The following is a 16,142-nucleotide window of genomic DNA, read 5'->3' as shown; positions in this document are numbered from 1 at the left end:
AATCCCTTGCCTTGAGGATTCATGGCCACATTAGTGCGAATGTCAGGCCGGTGATCAGGCCATAGACCACACCGTCGACGACATCCATGACCTTGGCTCGCAGTGGGCGGGTAAACCAGATTTCACGACAGATTCCGCCGGTGGTATGGGCCAGAACTGCAATCAGGCCAACGATATGGAAGACCCGTTCAAAGGAGGCACCGGCGGGGAGTGTCAGTGTCCCCAGGTGTGCGATGACGATTGTGACGATCAGGAAGAACAACACGGTCTTGACCATGTTGGCTCCCATGTTCGGCTGGGCCGGCCAGACGTTGACCATGCCCCATGGACCGGCGGCATATCGCTGTTTGGCCCAGTCCTCCTTCATATCCTTTTCATCGATCATCGGAAACAGGTACTCACCCGGTGGTGCGTCGCTGGCACGAATGAATTCCAGGAGCCGATCTTCGTCAGGCCATTTTCTGACATCTGGTTTGTGATGCGGCGAGATCGCCCAGGCCAGGAAGCTGGCAAAGAACAGTACCACCGTGGTGATCACAATGGGCAGCCATAGACCAATCAAGGCAGACATGAGGAGCTCCCGTTGAAAGAGGGCCAATCGATTATTGGCTGTTCGTCCAGCAGCGTCAAGCTAACCGCCACAACCGCAATGGAATGCATTCCCGGGAGTCACAGCAGGTACATTGGCTGCAGCGAGTATCATGAAGGCACGAAACCTGAAGGACACCCCATCATGCGTTCAACCCGACTGACAATGCTGGTACTTTCGATCTGCTTCGCCGTCTCCATGCAGGCCGGCGCGCAGGACGAACTGCGCGAATCCATCGCTACCGACTACCAACGGAATCTGGAAGCCCTGTTCAAGCACTTCCACGAGAACCCGGAGCTCTCGCACCGCGAGTTCGAGACCTCGGAACGGCTGGCGGCTGAAATCCGCGAGCTGGGTTATGAGGTCACCGAAGGCGTCGGCGGCACCGGCGTGGTCGCGGTCATGCAAAACGGCGACGGCCCCACGGTAATGATCCGCGCCGATATGGACGGCCTGCCGATACGCGAGCAATCCGGACTGGAGTATGCATCGACCGCTACCCAGGAAGATATCGACGGCGAGGTCAAGCCGGTCATGCACGCCTGCGGCCACGATACGCACATTACGTCGCTGGTCGGCACGGCGCGCCAGATGGCCGCGCGCAAGAGCGAATGGTCGGGCACGCTTGTACTAATCGGCCAACCGGCCGAGGAGAGAATCTCCGGTGCGCGCAGGATGCTCGAAGATGGTTTGTACGAGCGCTTCCCCAAACCCGACTACGCGCTGGCTTTCCACGTATCCGCCGGCATCCCGACGGGCAGGATCGAAGTGCCGCTGGCGCTGCGTGCATCGAGTGCGGACTCGGTCGACATCGTCGTCCACGGCGTCGGTGCACACGGCGCCTCGCCGCATAAGGGCATCGACCCGGTGCTGGTCGCCTCACAGATCGTCGTTTCGTTGCAATCGGTGGTCTCGCGCACGATCGCACCGCAGCAGGCTGGCGTCATCACGGTCGGTGCAATTCACGGCGGCAGCAAGCACAACATCATCGGTGACCGGGTCGAAATGCAGTTGACCGTTCGCTCCAACGATTTTGAAGTGCGCGATACCCTGCTCGACGCCATCGACCGGGTCGCACGCGGTGTAGCCATTTCCCTGGGCGTGCCCGACGACTTGCTGCCCGAAGTCACCCGCTCGGAGACCGAAACCACGCCGCCGACGATCAACGACAGCGCCACCGCCGAACGCGTGCGCAACGTGGTCGCCGAAGCGTTCGGCGAGGACGTGCTCTGGGACGAGCCGCGTGATGGCATGGGCGCGGAGGACTTCGCGTATTTCGTCACCCCCGATAGCGGGGTCAAGGGCGTGTACTTCAACGTCGGCGGAACGCCCCCGGAAGACCTCGACGATGCGCCCTCGCACCACTCACCGTTCTTCCGTATCGAACCGGAACCGGCGATCACCATGGCCACCGAAACCATGGTCCGCGCCGCGACCCACTTGTTCGGGGGAGGTATGGAAGAAGCTCAATAAAAGAACAAAACCGGACGCCGCCGAGACTCGCGGAGGCGGCCTTCGAGAGGCGTGGTCGACGTACCGAGCTCAGGACGCAGGCGGCGCCCAGTTCTGCCGCAGCACGCTCTCGCGGAAGCCGTAGCGTTGGATGTTGCCGTAGGAGTGCTGCGGATCGTCACCGGAGGCTTCGCCGGTTTCTGTGAACATGAACTTGCAGCCAGCGTCACGGGCGGCGTCGATGCGGGCGCGCATGATCGCGCCCTGGCTGCCGCGCCGGCGGTATTGCGGCTCGGTGGCGCCCCATTCGAACCAGGCGACGTCACCGTCGATCAGCATCGAGCCAGCGCCGGCGGCCTCATCGCCGGCGTAGCTCACGAACAGGTGCCAGCGCTCATCGGTGACCAGTCCGGCGAGGAGGGGCCCAGCGGCCGGCGTCATGCCGAAAGCACCGGCGACGATGCAGCCAAAATCTTGCGCGCCCTCCCTGCCAACACGCCGCACCTCAAGCTCGGTTGAACCGTCAGGGCGCGGAGAGTCGTCGCGGACAAACTTCATCCAGCCGCGTGCCGGCTCCAGACGAGTGTCTTCGAACGTGGCAGCGCCGTGCTCGAGGGTGTCGGGATAGACATGCAGGAAATAACGTTCGACTCCGCGCTCACGGTAGATCGAGTCGATGCGAGCGATCGCATCGGCACTCGGCGGTTTTCGACTTCCCAGGCCGAGAGCGCGGTTGAGCAAAATACTCGGATCGTTGGAGGCGCCGGCAACGAGTGCGTCGTCGACCTCCTCGAGGAACAGGCCGAGTGTCTCGCGCGTCTCTGGTGGGCAGTGGCGGTGCAGCGAGAGCAAGGCCTCGCGTTCGATGAGCTCGGAGCGCTTGTCAATGTCTTTCATTGGGAGTCCCCGGTTGAGCTGATCGCCTGGCCCCGGGCTGACCCGGCGCACCGGCGTTGACAGCAGGAAGCATAAACGCCCTCTCTCCCGATTTCCAACCGTATCCACAACGGGATCTGCATGATTTCGACAGCAATCGATTCAAGGTTCGAGTTGCTGCCAGATTGCGCCGGCGGTAGATTGGATGCTCTGGCCACCGATGCTGCGCGTGCGGGAGGAGTCATCATGAAGCGAGTCAATCTTTTTTCAGTCATACCGCTGATGCTGATCACGGGGTCGGCCGTTATTGCGGGCGGGGCCGATAACATTCAGGACGTCGACGACCGCATTGCCACCGTCGAAGGCCTGTCCGGCCCGGAAGCCGTCCACTGGGACGCGGAGCAGGAGATCTGGTTCGTTTCGAACTTCAACGGCGATGCAGCCGGCGATGCGAACGGCTTCGTCTCCAAGATCGCCTCCGATGGGGAGATTCTCGAGCGCGAATTCATGATTGGAACCGATGGCCACCCCCTGCACGGTCCGCGCGGGATGCGGATTGACGGCGAGCGTTTATGGGTCGCCGATGCGGAAGGCTTGCACGCCTTCGACCGTCGATCGGGCGCGCATCTGGAGTTCATCGATTTTTCCGCATTCGAGCCGGGGTTCCTCAACGATGTCGAGATCGGGCCGGAAGGGGCGATCTACCTGACCGATACCGGCAATGCACGACTGTTCCGGATTGTCGACGGAGAGATATCAGTCGTTGCCGACGAGGGGCTGGTTTCACCGCCGAACGGCGTTGTCTGGGATGCAGGGCACGAAGCGCTCATGCTCGCGCCCTGGGGCGGTGGCCGAACGCTCATCGGCTATCGGCCAGGTCAGGATGACCTGATCGACGGGGAGACATTACCGGCCGGCGGCAACATGGACGGACTGGAGGCCTGGCAAGGCGGTCTCCTGATCGCCTCCCAGCACGACCAGGCGATCTGGTTCGTCCGCGACGGTGAGGCCGAGATCCTGATCCGGACCCCGGGCCGGCCCGCCGATATCGGCCTTGATGCCTCCGGACGCCGGCTCGCCGTGCCCTACATTGCGCTCGATCGCGTCGATATCTGGGAGCTTCCGGACCGTCCCTGACCGACACGCCGGCCGGGCTCCGGCGATCTCCAATTCCGGAATCGCCTTTCCGGGGACCCGGGAATCTGCTAGCGCCAGGCGCTCAATGTTCGAGAACACCGAGATTGCCTCCGACTGTCGTTCCGGGGCGACACCTGAAAACGCCGAACGTTTCTGCAAGGCTTTTTCCCGGTCCAGCCTTCTCGCGACGTTCTTCTTCCGGTTCTTGGCTGGATGCGGAATCGATTGATCGGTCGAGCTGTCGCCCGACGGCGACGGTTCCCTCGCGGGCAATCTCGTCCGGGACTATCTACTCTCACCCTCACATCCCATGGGGACTGAATTCCAGAAACTCTGGCACGGCCTTTGCAATGGCGAATAGCCGACCTACGGCAATCAGTAGTCACCGTTGTAATGCAAGGGGCCAACTGGAGGATTGAAACAATGACCAGACTATCTACGTTCAGCACGATGACCCTTTTGGCAAGCGGCCTTGCCATGGCCGGATCCGTTACGGCCAATGAACTGGAAAACCCCGGCGCGGAGACCGGCGACCTCTCGGGCTGGTTGGCTGATGACGGAGTGATCGCTTCGACCGGAACGGATCTATTCAATCCGTTGGCCGGCGAGTGGTTCTTTCTGATCGGCGACGGCCACCCCTTTGGCGAACACACCGCCAACCTGGCACAGTCCGTCGACGTGACCGAATGCAGCAACGAACACCTCAATGGCGAATTCACCGCGGCAGGATCGATCGCCACCGAAGGCGAACACTGGGGCACGTTGACGGTTGACTTCGGCGAAGGCGAGCTGGTCATGCTTGATCTACTGCAAAGCCCCAGCGCTGCAGAATGGAGTGCGTTCGGGCCGGTCACCGGATTGGTGCCCAATGTGGAATCGGCCGTCTACCAGGTTTCGGGCTCCAAGGTCGATGAAGGTGAATTGGAAACAGCCATTCAGGTCGCCTACGACGAGCTGCAATTCACGCTCAACTGTGTCGCCGACTTCGCCAAGGTCAGCGGACGAATCGGCCAGGATCCACGAGGCCGGGGCAAGTCACCGCAATGGACCTTTGGCGGTGCAGTGGGCACCCTCGAAGACGGCACGCTCGCGGCAAGCACGATCGAAATCAACTATCGTGAGTTCGGCAGCGTTTGCGAATACTCCGCCCTGCAGATCGCCTACACCTCCGAAACGAGTGCCACTATAGAAGCCGAATACCTGTGCTCCGGCGGTGAAAAGGACGGGCAGTCCGGTCTCGCGATGATCGATCTGACCGCCCGAAACGCATCCGGCTGCACGGCGCACGCCAACAAGGACCGCGGCAGCATCGCCGTGACATCCGATGACGCTGATCTCGACATAGCCGGCGAATTCGGCGAGACGGGCAGCGAAGCCTGCATCGACCGCGGCAACGTTGAGATCGATGCGCCGGAAGCCGAAGTTGCAGAAGAAGGTGGCAACATCGGTGAGGACATCTCCTGAACCCTCGTATCCGCGGGTGACGGCCCGCGGTTACTGTGACGTGATGAACGGGGCGGACTTCCGCCCCGTTTCTTATCCAGCAGCGAGGCAGGCAGTTTCTTCTTTTCTTGTGGTCGGGCGTTCAGCCTGGGAAACTCCACCGGCTCGCAGACAGGCCATCGGTGAACTGGGGAGAATCCTGAGTGCCCTCGTTTTCGCTAGAATGCCGCCATGTCAGAATCGTCAGAGAACCAACTTGTCGTCGAGGCAACTCGCCAGTGGCTCGAAGAGGTCGTGATCGGGCTGAATCTGTGCCCGTTTGCCGCATCGCCGTGGCGTCAGGGAAGGGTTCGATTCAGGGTCAGTGAGGCAAACAGCCAACAACAGCTGGCCCAGGATCTGGCCGACGAGTTGCTGGCGCTGCAATCTTCCGATCCGGCCAAATGCGAGACCACGCTGCTGATTCATCCCCACGTGCTGGTCGACTTTTTCGATTACAACGACTTTCTCGAACTCGCGGACCGGCTGCTGGAAGACCTGACGCTGGACGGGACGATACAGATTGCCAGTTTCCATCCCGACTATCAGTTTGCTGACAGCCAAGCTGACGATCCAGCCAACTGCACCAACCGATCGCCCTACCCCATGCTGCACCTGCTACGCGAAGCAAGCATCGAGGCGGCCACGGTCAACATGCCGAATCCCGATGCAATTTACGAACGCAACATCAAGACACTCCAGGCGCTGGGCATGGAGGGTTGGAAAGCCTTGATGCCGCGCGCGTCGACGAAACGGTCAGGGTAAACCCGTCAATTTAGGACGATTACGCCCCCTGACGAAGGAAGGGCCCGCCCCCGAACGGAGGCAGGCCCACCTGGGGCGCGCTGGGCCGGGGCTAGTAACTCCAGCTAACCTGCAAGCCCCAGGTGCGGGGTTTGCCCCAGACACCGTAGCCCCAGTCGTCACCCAGGGTGTTCTGGTAGGTGAAATATTCCTCGTCGGCCAGGTTCTTGACGAAGCCCGCCACCGTCCAGCGACGATCGGCCGAATGCCAGGAGACCCGGGCATTGCCGATGCCGTAGTCCGGGTGACGGGAGAACGGATCGTTCTCCACCTGGAGGTAATGATCGTCCTGCCATGAGTAGTCAACCTGAATGGCGATTTCGCTGCCACCACTGAGCGGACGATAGTAGCGCGCAAGCAGGTTGTACGAGAATGCCGGGGCCGAAGGCAACTCGTTGCCATCGAGGCTCAGCGAATCTCCGGCGACGATGGTGGAACGATCCGAATCGAGTTCCGTGTCGAGCAAGCCGAGTCCGCCAATCACCTCGAAATTGTCGGTCAGGCGATAGTTCAATTCCGCCTCAATGCCCTTGCCGGTCACGTCGCCAGCGTTAAGGATCACCTGGCCGGTGGAGACATTCTCGAACAGCTGCGCCTGGAACCCTTCCAGCTCATAGACGAAGGCAGCAGCATTGAAACGCGCCCGGTTGTCGGCAAAGGTCTTCTTCCAGCCCACTTCGAAGTTGGTGATCTCCTCTTTGCTGACCGGCTCGAACGCCTCGGGCTGGTTGTTGTAGCTGGCGGAAAAGCCGCCCGTGCGATGTCCTGTCGACAGACTGCCGTAGATCAACGTGCTGTAGTCGGGCCGGTAATCGAGCCCCAGACGGCCGGTGAGCGCATCCTCCGACAACGAATCCTGCACGGTCAGGCTTTCGCCGTAGTACGTGGGATCGCGCAGATAGTCGAAGTCTCGTTCCTCGTCGGAGTACCGAAGGCCCGCAACCAAAGTCAGGGCGTCGCTCAGGTTGTAGTCGACCTGTCCGAATATCGCCCAGGACTGGGTATCCAGGGTGACGTCCTCGAAATGTGCAAAACCGATATCAGCCGCCGCATCGAACTCTTCTTCGGCGGGGTTCTGAGTAGTCATATCCCGGACATCGTCATAGAGATAAAGGCCGGTGACCCATTGCATGCGGTCCGTGTTGCCGTTCAGGCGAAGTTCCTGGGTGATCTGCTCGGCATCTACCGTGTACTCCTCATCGAAGAACACGTCGAAAGTGTTGCCTTCAGGATCGAGATTCGGCCCGGCGCTGACGCCATCGCCGTCATCCTGAAGAAGTTTCTCCAGACTCTCGTAAGCGGTTACAGAGGTCAGCGTAAAGTGCTCGAAATCGACAATCAGGCGGGCGTATGCGCCGAGGGTGTCGATCTCGGTCTTGATGCCGTCCGCACCACCGATGCTCGAGGACACGTCTTCCGGATTGAAATCACCACCGGCCTGGATGATGCCCGTGGTGTTAAAGGTATTGCTGGTGCATTCACCCCGGTGGATGCGGGCCACAGAGCAGCGCTGGTCAGAGACGGAGCCGTCCTCATTGAAGTCCAGATACCCCATATGGGCGAAACCAACGGACTGCTGGTCGGCGGAGCTGGCATGTACATCCAGCAGCAATTCTGAGGACTGCCCGATATCGAACGCGAGCTTGCCGCGAAAACCGTAGTTATTCGTCTCGTTGAGCTTCTTGGAGGTGTTGACCGCGACTCCGTAGTCGTTTACCGGATCACCATTGTTGACCTGCCAGCCGTCGTCCTGGTTCACCTTGAAGGCAAAGCGGCCGCGCACACCGTCCCCGAGTCCGCCGCTGACGGCACCCTCGAAAATTCTCTGGGAATAGGAGCCCACCTGGACACTGCCGTGGGCTTCGAATTCCTCGGTCGGGGCGGCGGTTACGTACTGCACCAGGCCGCCGGTTGCGTTGCGGCCGAACAGGGTGCCCTGGGGCCCGCGCAGCACTTCCACCCGTTCCAGGTCGAACAGCTGGATCGCCGAGCCGGCGGGGTTCCCTCGATAGATTTCGTCCACGTAGATCGAAACGGGGGATTCCCAGGAGTCGGAAAAGTTGACCAGACTGATCCCGCGCATGCTGATCGACGGGCTCGAGGCTTCGCCGAAGATGGCGAAGAAGTTCATATTGGGGACCTGTTGATACACTTCCAGTCCCTCTTCATAGCCCAGTTTTTCCAGGGCGTCCCCGCTGAAGGCGGTGACCGCCACGGACACATCCTGCACACTCTGTTCCCGCTTCTGCGCGGTGACGATCACGGTATCGGTGACGGAGCTCGAGGTACGTTGTGCTTCCTCTTCCTTCTCCTCTTCGTCTTGCGCGTTCTGGTCCGACTGTGCCAATGCCGGTATCGAAAGGCAGGTGACCAGGAGTGTTACCAGCAGGCAGGATGTCGATGTCCGGAATCTGCTCCCGGTCGCGGCAGGCGCTACCAGGGCGCGTGCTTCGGTCGATGGGTCAGTACATTCACTCGCTCGCGGCATGAGGTTTCTCCCTATAGCTTGTGTAACTTCGATTGGTCGGAAAATGCGAGACGTGCTTGTACCCGAGCCCACCACCACTTCGGTGACCGGTCGGTGGCCCGTAAGAAGCCCCTTGCTTCCTGTGTGAACCCGGTCGGCGGCCCCCACGCCACCGACCATTTCTCCCGCTCCCTCTCCAATCGTCTTCCGCGTAACCCTAGCACACAGCGAACGGGCGTTCACTTTTCAGAGCACGTTGGTATGGCAGCTACCCAGAGCAGGTCGAGTACTCAGCCACTGAACATGAGCTGATTGCGGTGCACGCAACGGAGTTGGTCGAGCGTGCAGCTATCTATTGAACAAGGGGTTCGAAAGGGTCCATGCCATCGGGGTGTTGTCCCCGGGGATGGTTCTCGATGTACTGCATGAGCTGCCTCGCATCAAACCGATTGCGTTCCAGCTCGGCCAGCGTATAACAGCGTCGGGAACCGCGCAGGCGCGTACCCGTAGAGTGCTGGTTGAAACAGACCAGCGTGGGTTCTCTCTCACCAACCACCAGGTTAACCATCTCGGTACGCAGCTCATACAGTCGTTGACGGTCATACATGGCGATCTGTTCGAGCTCGGTAGCATCACCGATTAGCACCGCGATCTTCTCATCGATCTCGTCAAACCGTGCCAGTGCTTCGTCTTCGATTTCTCGGAACTCGCCGTCCGCCAGACCGGAACGCAATCTTTCAATCTCTTGCAGGAATTCTTCAATCGGCATGGCGAAGGGGTCTTCCGGGCCGGCGAGCCGTTTGCTGTTGGTAGCACAGCCCGCGACCAGAAGGATCATCAAGACAACAAGAATGGCCTTAAAACGCATGGCGCACCTCTCCAAATAGCAATGCCGCGAGCATCTGACCGGACCAACTTGCCTGGATCGGGCGTTCGATCATGCCCACCGACCCAGTACGCTCTCGGCCCGTGGCACCGGAAACACAAATTCCGCGATGCCGATACGAAACTGTCGAATTCAGGCTCTCTGCACCGCCTTTGTTGATGAGATATACTCAAGCTAACGTGTTGATACCGTCTCGTACGAAATCAATCGTACATCAGGAGCATGCTCTGTTGCAACCATTCAAGATCACAACACCAAACCAGTCACCAACTTGGCCATGAATAATCCCGCACCAACCAAGTCCGAACTCAAGTTGCTGCAGGCACTCTGGAAGAAGGGGCCGTCCACCGTGCGGGAAATTCACGATTCGGTGGCCAGCAAATCCGGCGTCAGCTACACCACCACGCTCAAGCAGCTGCAGATCATGCATGAAAAGGGGCTGGTCGAGCGTGAGACCAGCACCCGTGCGCACCGCTATGCAGCCTGCATTGATGGCGAGGAGACCCGCCGGGGCATGCTCGACGACTTCATGCAACGGGTCTATCAGGGCTCGGCATCCGAACTGGTCATCCAGGCACTCGGCTTGTCGCGGCCGGCGAGCCTGGAGGAATTGGAAGAAATCGAACGGCTGATCGAAGAAATGAAAATGAAATCGCCCGAATCATCAGAGCGCGACTGACCCTGGAATCAGTGAGGCAAGCGGACGCATGATTGATTCCCAATTGATACAAACTATCGGACTCGTCCTGATCCACTTCGCCTGGCAGGGCCTGCTGATCGGCTTGCTGTTCGCAGCCGGACGACTTGCAATGCAGGGAGTCTCTGCCGTGGCCCGCTATAACTGGGCGGTGGTGTGCCTGCTCCTATTGGCTCTGGCGCCGCTACTGACATTTGCGTGGCTGTCGACCGGCACCGACAGTCACGCGGTCACCGGTCTGGCGATCATGCAGGAAAGCTTCCAATCCAGTGCGGCAAGTTCGATAGCAAGTTCATCCGGATGGACGCTCGCGGCATTCTTGCCAGTTATCGTTGGACTTTGGCTTTGCGGTGTGGTGTTGATGAGCGTGCGGTTGGGCGCAGGCTGGTGGCATGTCAGCCAGTTGCGGCGAAACGCCGATTTCCGAATTCCGGCGAGTATTCAATCGCAGCTCGAGCAACTGGCCTTCGAGCTCAACTTGGCCCGGCAGGTCGGCCTGGCTTTCTCGAACCGGATCGCCGGGCCGATGCTGATTGGCGTGCTCAGGCCCCTGATTCTTCTGCCGGTCGGGCTGGTCAACAGGCTGTCGTCACGCGAGCTTGAAATGGTCCTGGCGCACGAACTGGCCCATCTGCAACGCGCGGATCACCTGGTCAATTTTTTCCAGAACATCGTCGAGACCCTGCTCTTCTATCATCCCGTCGTGCGTTGGGTTTCGAGTGTCATTCGAGCGGAGCGCGAACTGGCCAGCGATGACCAGGCCGCGCGCCTGACCGGCGACCGCATCTGTTATGTCGAAACCCTGTTGAAGCTTGAAAAGGCACGCGGTAACCGTCCGCAGCTGGCCATTGGCATGGCCGATCACCAGCTGGTGACGCGTGTGCGGAACCTGCTGGCTCCGAAACCCCGACAACCCGGATCGATCATCTCCGGCACAGCCTTGTTGACCGTCGTCCTGATCAGCCTGGCGGCCGGACTGGTTTCAACCGGCCTGAACGCGCTGTCCGAGCAGGATCCGGTCGCTGTGACCGAATCGGCGCCGGTTGTCGAAGCGGATTCGGCTCCGGCCGCACCTGCACGCAATGAAGACCAGGTAGCCCTCGAGTCACAAACAAGCCTTGAATCAACCGGTACCGAGCCGGAACTGGACGCTGCTCCGGAGCTCGTGACCATGCCGAATTTCACCACCGAGCCTGAACCGCACGAAGCCGGTCCCGCCAGTGAGCGGTTCGATCCCGAACCGGCACTCGCAGACGAACCGACCGAGCCGGCGGCGCCTGCAAGCACCGACGATGCCGAACCAATCACGGCCACCTCAAGCACCGAAGAACCGGTGGCCGCCACCTCGCCGACCGTGAAGTCCTCGTCCGAACCGAATGTCCCCGGGCTGACCGATGTCACACTCGCTGCAGTGACAGCGACACCCAGAATCGAAGAGCCAGTGGACCAAGAGTTGCTGATCGCGACACTTGAACCGAAGCCGGCAGCCAGGATTAGCGGCGGCACGGTGCTCAAGCAATCCGAACCTAGGTACCCGGCCGGCGCGATGCGTCAACGCCAGGAAGGCTGGGCGGAAGTCCGGCTGACCGTGGATCGGGACGGACGCGTCGTTGAAACCGCTATCGTTGAAGAATCGCCGCGCGGGTATGGTTTTGGCAATGCGGCCGTACAGGCTGCCGAACAATGGCAATTCGAGCCATTTACGCGCAACGGAGAGCCCGTTCGCCACGAGATCCAGACGGGTTTCGACTTCACCGATCCCCCGGAGTGTGAACGAGTCACCGGCACCCGGATCGCCCGCTGCCGATAGCAGCAACGCGACACCCAGGATCTACCGCCTGACGCCGAGCTTTCTACCCTCCAACCCATTGACCGGGAGGCGCTCCGGGGCGATGCTTTTCGGTATCCAATCCGGAAGCCCGGTTGATGTACAGCCCACACCATCTTTTCCGCGTCGCCCGACGTGGCCTTACCGACATGCTGCCGGCCTTGCAGCAGGCGTTCAATGACCGCCACGATGACGATCGTCTCGATCGTGTATTCGGCCCGTGGCCACGGCTGACGGTGCTCGCCGTCACCCTGCTCGGCATCCTCCTGGGATACGGACTGCAGGGAGTGCTCGAGCGCTTCGCCATATTCGAGTTCGTCAACGTCGCGGCCGTACTGTTCGGAGCGGGCTATGCGTTGGTCTACCGCCAGTACCTGTTCAACGATCCGGCGGCGGGCGAAGATGACTTTCCGTGGCTGGCGGCGGCACTGATCCCACCAGCGCTCGCACTCGTATTCGTGTCCTTCGCGGGGCGCTGGCTCGACGGCTTCGAGACGCTGCCGGGGGCACCGGCGTGGACCTCGATCGGCGGCTTGCTTGATGCACTGGCCGATTCCCTGGCCGTCGCGGCCGGCCTGGCGATCGCGGTCGCGGCGCTGTGCTACAGCAAGGCTTGGCGCGAAGCGTTCAAGGCGCTGGTACGTCGGCTGATCGTGTTCAAGATCATGGTCTGGGTCATGGTGCTGGTGTTCGTGGAGATCGGAATCGTCGGTTCGATCCTCGGCGTGCTGCTCGAGAGCTTCCTGGGCATCGACCTGCCCCATTGGCTGGGCGAGTTCGCCGACCAGTTGACCTACGCTGCACTGATGACGACGATCTACCTCGCCATCATCGGCGGCACCTGGACGGCATGCCGAAGGAGTTTCGGCCGATTACTGCGCGACGGTGAAGTCAACGTACTCGAAACCTTGCAGACCATGGCCGAACCGCCGGAGAAACGGCGCCGTGCCGCGCGACAGGCACGCGAGCGGGCGGCGACGCAGGCGCAAACGGAACGCGGTGAGCCACCGTCCAACTGACAGTTTCAGAATCCCCACTGCCTGACGCTCCGGCCTGGACTCGGAAACTGCCAGATCCGGATTCTTTGCGCGGTGGAAACCCGTTCTCAGCGAAGCCCTTCCTTTGCCAGCCGGAAAGGAGCAGTTGCGACGGGCTACGCCCCGGATGCCCTGATTTTTCTCGCAGCCGAGTAGAACCTTTTTAGCCGGTACATATCACTGTCCGCATGGCTCAGCAGCGTATCTGCATCTTCTCCGTCTGCGGGATAACAGGCCACGCCGATACTGCAGGACAGCGTGATCTCGCCCAACTCCGGGTCCAAAGGCTCGGCAACGGCCGCATGAATCTGCTCCACCTTCGCGGAAACGTCCTTTGCCGACTGGATGTCAGTCAACAAAACGGTGAATTCGTCACCGCCCATTCGGGCCACCGTATCCGTTGCACGCACACAGCCTTCCAGCCGTCGTGCCACCGAACACAGCACACGATCACCGACCGCATGTCCATGGACATCATTGATTAACTTGAAGTCATTACAATCCAGAAACAGCAAGGCCAGACCGCTCTGGTGGCGGCGCGCCATATTAAGAGCCGTGTTCAGTCGATCATAGAACAGCGATCGGTTGGTCAGCCCCGTTAGTGAATCATGATGGGCGAGGAATCGTAGGTCCTCCTCGGCCTGCCTGAGGGCCGTCACATCCCGCGCGACACCGATACGCACCCGGTCTTCTTCCGACCAGCGGGCCGACCAGAGGATGTGTACGACTTCACCGTCCTTGCGGACATAGCGGTTGCGGAAATCGGTATGAGACTGGCCGCTCATGACTCGACGGATTGAAGCCAGGCTGATCTCCAGATCCTCGGGATGCATATAGTCAGTGATCAGGGTGCCGGTGAGTTCATCGGCACGGTAACCGAGCAACGACTCACAGGCATCGCTCACAAAGATGATCCGGCTCTCCTCATCAACCACGAAAACCGTGTCCAGCATCAGGTTGATCAGTTTGGGAGCAAGCCCTTTCAAATTGACAGGCATAGGCCAGGTGAATCCAGTTTACATGGGCCATTGTATTCCTTTCGGGGACTCGGACCGGGAAATTCACCATCTCGAGCCGAGTGGGTAGAATAGTATTCATCCAAACAGGCAATCCATTCACGACAAAAGCAACCACCATGTTGGCACGCCACATCAAGAATTCTCCATCTGGCATTTGTCGGCCAATTGAATGAACAGAACCTCCCCGCCATATCCCGTTGATCCGCGAACGAAGTTGCGCGAAGCCGTACGGCAGCTGCAACGCGGGGAACTGCCTGCGGCGGAGCGGGCCTGCGACCAGGCACTCCGTGCTGCTCCCAGGGAACCCGAAGCCTTGCACCTGGCGGGCCTGATCGCCCATCGCCGGGGCGATCTCGCCGGCGCAAGGGCCAAGCTGCGCAAAACCGTAAAAATTCAGCCGCGGGTGGCCCGTTTCCACAACAGCCTGGGTGTGGTGCTGCGTGAACTGGGGGAAGCGGAATCTGCACGAAAAGCCCTGGAACGGGCGATTCGCCTCCGGTCAGGCTTCGCCGGCGCGTACTACAATCTGGGGCTGGTGCACGAGGAGCTGGACGACTACCGGGCGGCCCTGTCGGCCTATGAGGCCGCCTGCGAGCACGATTCCGGAATGGCCGGGGCGCACCATGCCCGTGGCCTGGTCCTGCAGGCACTGGGCCGGCTCGACGAGGCCCAGGGCGCCTTCCGTCGAGCGCTGGAGATCCAGCCCGCCTACCCTGAAGCCCATTTTCACCTGGCCCATGCGCGCCGGGCGGAACAGATCGACGACCCGCAACTCGCTCAGATCGAGGCGTTGACGGCGCAATGGGAGGGATCTTCGCGCGAGGCGGGTTGGCTGTACTCAGCGCTCGGCAAGCTCAACGACGATCTGGGGCGATATGACCAGGCATTCGAGGCTTATCACCGGGCCAACCAACTCGCAGCCGTCAAGCATGACCCGGAAATGCGGGACAAATGGGCCCAGAGCCTGATCGAGGCGTTTTCGGCCGAGCGCCTTGGTAAGGAAAGCGGTACGGCCCTTGACCGCACCGACCGCATCTTCATCGTCGGCATGCCCCGCTCCGGCACGACCCTGCTGGAAGCCATGCTGGCCCGCCATCCGGACGTGGAGGCCGGCGGCGAGCGCGAGGAACTCCAGGCGGCTCTTACCGAGGCGGCCGAGGCTCTCGAGCTGCGAGAGCCCCGGCAATGGGCAGAAGCCGAACCCGGGGTCCTGGAGCAAGCCGCGAAAATTCTTGACCGGCACCTCGCGGCGCCTTCCGGCGCATCCATGCTGACCGACAAGCTCCCGGGCAACATCTGGCGCCTGGGGCTCGTGGGCCTGCTCATGCCCCGGGCGCCGATCCTGTTCACCTGGCGCGATCCGCGTGACGTGGGGTTATCCTGCTATTTCACCCGCTTCGAGAAAGGCCAGAGTTTCAGCTATGACCTGTATCACTGTGGCCGACAAATCCAAGTAGTACAGCGCCTGGCAGAGCACTGGCTCGCCGCGCTGCCGAACCCGGTCCATGTCGTGTCCTACGAGAAACTGGTGACCGATCCCGAAGACACGATTCTCGCCGCGCTGGATTGCTGTGGTCTGGACGCAGCAGCCGCCCCGGATGACCATGCCCGGGGGCAGGAAGTGGTCACCACGGCGAGCAGTTGGCAGGTACGCCAGGGGCTTTACCGCCGCGCCATCAACCGATGGCGCCACTACGAAGCGCACCTGGAGCCGCTTTTGCGTGGGCTCGGATCCACGGCACTGAACCAACCGCTCTGACTCTGATCCTGCCGGACGCGCGGGAATGGAGCCACCAAGGCAAGCATCCGAATGTTGCCTAAGTTATTCAGATGGCAATGAACAGTGCCCCTGCAAACGGAGCGATGGC

General features: G+C 60.9%; 13 protein-coding genes. 8 read left to right on the top strand and 5 right to left on the bottom strand.

From position 1 onward, the window contains the following. Window positions 1-19 precede the first annotated feature (19 nt). A complete protein-coding gene (locus G4Y73_RS03125; protein ID WP_164229277.1) occupies window positions 20-571 on the bottom strand; it encodes a hypothetical protein in 552 nt (183 codons plus the stop codon). Window positions 572-733: 162 nt separating this feature from the next. On the opposite strand from G4Y73_RS03125, the gene G4Y73_RS03120 reads away from it, so the two are divergent. Next, complete coding sequence (locus G4Y73_RS03120) at window positions 734-2,062, top strand: amidohydrolase (protein ID WP_164229275.1); 1,329 nt, start codon at window positions 734-736, stop codon at window positions 2,060-2,062. Between the two features lie 69 nt (window positions 2,063-2,131). Here G4Y73_RS03120 and G4Y73_RS03115 read toward each other — a convergent pair whose 3' ends face one another. Further along, a complete protein-coding gene (locus G4Y73_RS03115) occupies window positions 2,132-2,938 on the bottom strand; it encodes a GNAT family N-acetyltransferase (RefSeq protein ID WP_164229273.1) in 807 nt (268 codons plus the stop codon). Window positions 2,939-3,163: 225 nt separating this feature from the next. Here G4Y73_RS03115 and G4Y73_RS03110 point away from each other — a divergent pair, with 225 nt between their 5' ends. The 3 genes from G4Y73_RS03110 to G4Y73_RS03100 all read left to right on the top strand — a co-directional run bounded on the left by G4Y73_RS03110 (window position 3,164) and on the right by G4Y73_RS03100 (window position 6,301). After that, entirely contained in the window at window positions 3,164-4,054 is an 891-nt protein-coding gene (locus G4Y73_RS03110) for a hypothetical protein (protein ID WP_164229271.1), read from the top strand. A 423-nt stretch (window positions 4,055-4,477) separates the two neighbouring features. Then, on the top strand, window positions 4,478-5,518 hold the full coding sequence (locus G4Y73_RS03105) for a hypothetical protein (RefSeq protein ID WP_164229269.1): 1,041 nt from the start codon (window positions 4,478-4,480) through the stop codon (window positions 5,516-5,518). 210 nt (window positions 5,519-5,728) lie between these two features. Further along, window positions 5,729-6,301: a DUF1415 domain-containing protein gene (locus tag G4Y73_RS03100; RefSeq protein WP_164229267.1), complete on the top strand. Its 573-nt coding sequence runs from the start codon at window positions 5,729-5,731 to the stop codon at window positions 6,299-6,301. A gap of 91 nt (window positions 6,302-6,392) precedes the next feature. Here the strand turns inward: G4Y73_RS03100 and G4Y73_RS03095 are convergent, their stop codons facing one another. Further along, window positions 6,393-8,987, bottom strand: coding sequence for a TonB-dependent receptor (locus tag G4Y73_RS03095; protein ID WP_164229265.1), 2,595 nt, complete (start codon window positions 8,985-8,987; stop codon window positions 6,393-6,395). 172 nt (window positions 8,988-9,159) lie between these two features. After that, complete coding sequence (locus G4Y73_RS03090) at window positions 9,160-9,675, bottom strand: hypothetical protein (RefSeq protein ID WP_164229263.1); 516 nt, start codon at window positions 9,673-9,675, stop codon at window positions 9,160-9,162. A gap of 295 nt (window positions 9,676-9,970) precedes the next feature. Here G4Y73_RS03090 and G4Y73_RS03085 point away from each other — a divergent pair, with 295 nt between their 5' ends. From G4Y73_RS03085 to G4Y73_RS03075, 3 genes are all read left to right on the top strand, one after another. After that, window positions 9,971-10,372: a BlaI/MecI/CopY family transcriptional regulator gene (locus G4Y73_RS03085; protein WP_164229261.1), complete on the top strand. Its 402-nt coding sequence runs from the start codon at window positions 9,971-9,973 to the stop codon at window positions 10,370-10,372. A 28-nt stretch (window positions 10,373-10,400) separates the two neighbouring features. Next, a complete protein-coding gene (locus G4Y73_RS03080; protein WP_164229259.1) occupies window positions 10,401-12,200 on the top strand; it encodes a M56 family metallopeptidase in 1,800 nt (599 codons plus the stop codon). Window positions 12,201-12,316: 116 nt separating this feature from the next. Then, on the top strand, window positions 12,317-13,237 hold the full coding sequence (locus G4Y73_RS03075) for a hypothetical protein (protein WP_164229257.1): 921 nt from the start codon (window positions 12,317-12,319) through the stop codon (window positions 13,235-13,237). 134 nt (window positions 13,238-13,371) lie between these two features. Here the strand turns inward: G4Y73_RS03075 and G4Y73_RS03070 are convergent, their stop codons facing one another. Next, window positions 13,372-14,253 carry a sensor domain-containing diguanylate cyclase gene (locus G4Y73_RS03070; protein WP_164229254.1) on the bottom strand — a complete coding sequence of 294 codons (882 nt, stop codon included), beginning with the start codon at window positions 14,251-14,253 and terminating at the stop codon, window positions 13,372-13,374. A 190-nt stretch (window positions 14,254-14,443) separates the two neighbouring features. Here G4Y73_RS03070 and G4Y73_RS03065 point away from each other — a divergent pair, with 190 nt between their 5' ends. After that, window positions 14,444-16,033: a tetratricopeptide repeat-containing sulfotransferase family protein gene (locus G4Y73_RS03065; RefSeq protein ID WP_164229245.1), complete on the top strand. Its 1,590-nt coding sequence runs from the start codon at window positions 14,444-14,446 to the stop codon at window positions 16,031-16,033. Window positions 16,034-16,142: the final 109 nt, after the last annotated feature.

This window comes from Wenzhouxiangella sp. XN201 (assembly GCF_011008905.1).
Lineage (GTDB): Bacteria > Pseudomonadota > Gammaproteobacteria > Xanthomonadales > Wenzhouxiangellaceae > Wenzhouxiangella.
Note: the sequence above shows the minus strand (reverse complement) of the source record. Positions and strands in the feature narration are given on the sequence as shown.

What these genes read in the sequence shown, in the direction of transcription:
- G4Y73_RS03125 (WP_164229277.1), bottom strand. Translation starts at nt 571, where the DNA reads ATGTCTGCCTTGATTGGTCTATGGCTGCCCATTGTGATCACCACGGTG.
- G4Y73_RS03120 (WP_164229275.1), top strand. Translation starts at nt 734, where the DNA reads ATGCGTTCAACCCGACTGACAATGCTGGTACTTTCGATCTGCTTCGCC.
- G4Y73_RS03115 (WP_164229273.1), bottom strand. Translation starts at nt 2,938, where the DNA reads ATGAAAGACATTGACAAGCGCTCCGAGCTCATCGAACGCGAGGCCTTG.
- G4Y73_RS03110 (WP_164229271.1), top strand. Translation starts at nt 3,164, where the DNA reads ATGAAGCGAGTCAATCTTTTTTCAGTCATACCGCTGATGCTGATCACG.
- G4Y73_RS03105 (WP_164229269.1), top strand. Translation starts at nt 4,478, where the DNA reads ATGACCAGACTATCTACGTTCAGCACGATGACCCTTTTGGCAAGCGGC.
- G4Y73_RS03100 (WP_164229267.1), top strand. Translation starts at nt 5,729, where the DNA reads ATGTCAGAATCGTCAGAGAACCAACTTGTCGTCGAGGCAACTCGCCAG.
- G4Y73_RS03095 (WP_164229265.1), bottom strand. Translation starts at nt 8,987, where the DNA reads ATGGTCGGTGGCGTGGGGGCCGCCGACCGGGTTCACACAGGAAGCAAG.
- G4Y73_RS03090 (WP_164229263.1), bottom strand. Translation starts at nt 9,675, where the DNA reads ATGCGTTTTAAGGCCATTCTTGTTGTCTTGATGATCCTTCTGGTCGCG.
- G4Y73_RS03085 (WP_164229261.1), top strand. Translation starts at nt 9,971, where the DNA reads ATGAATAATCCCGCACCAACCAAGTCCGAACTCAAGTTGCTGCAGGCA.
- G4Y73_RS03080 (WP_164229259.1), top strand. Translation starts at nt 10,401, where the DNA reads ATGATTGATTCCCAATTGATACAAACTATCGGACTCGTCCTGATCCAC.
- G4Y73_RS03075 (WP_164229257.1), top strand. Translation starts at nt 12,317, where the DNA reads ATGTACAGCCCACACCATCTTTTCCGCGTCGCCCGACGTGGCCTTACC.
- G4Y73_RS03070 (WP_164229254.1), bottom strand. Translation starts at nt 14,253, where the DNA reads ATGCCTGTCAATTTGAAAGGGCTTGCTCCCAAACTGATCAACCTGATG.
- G4Y73_RS03065 (WP_164229245.1), top strand. Translation starts at nt 14,444, where the DNA reads ATGAACAGAACCTCCCCGCCATATCCCGTTGATCCGCGAACGAAGTTG.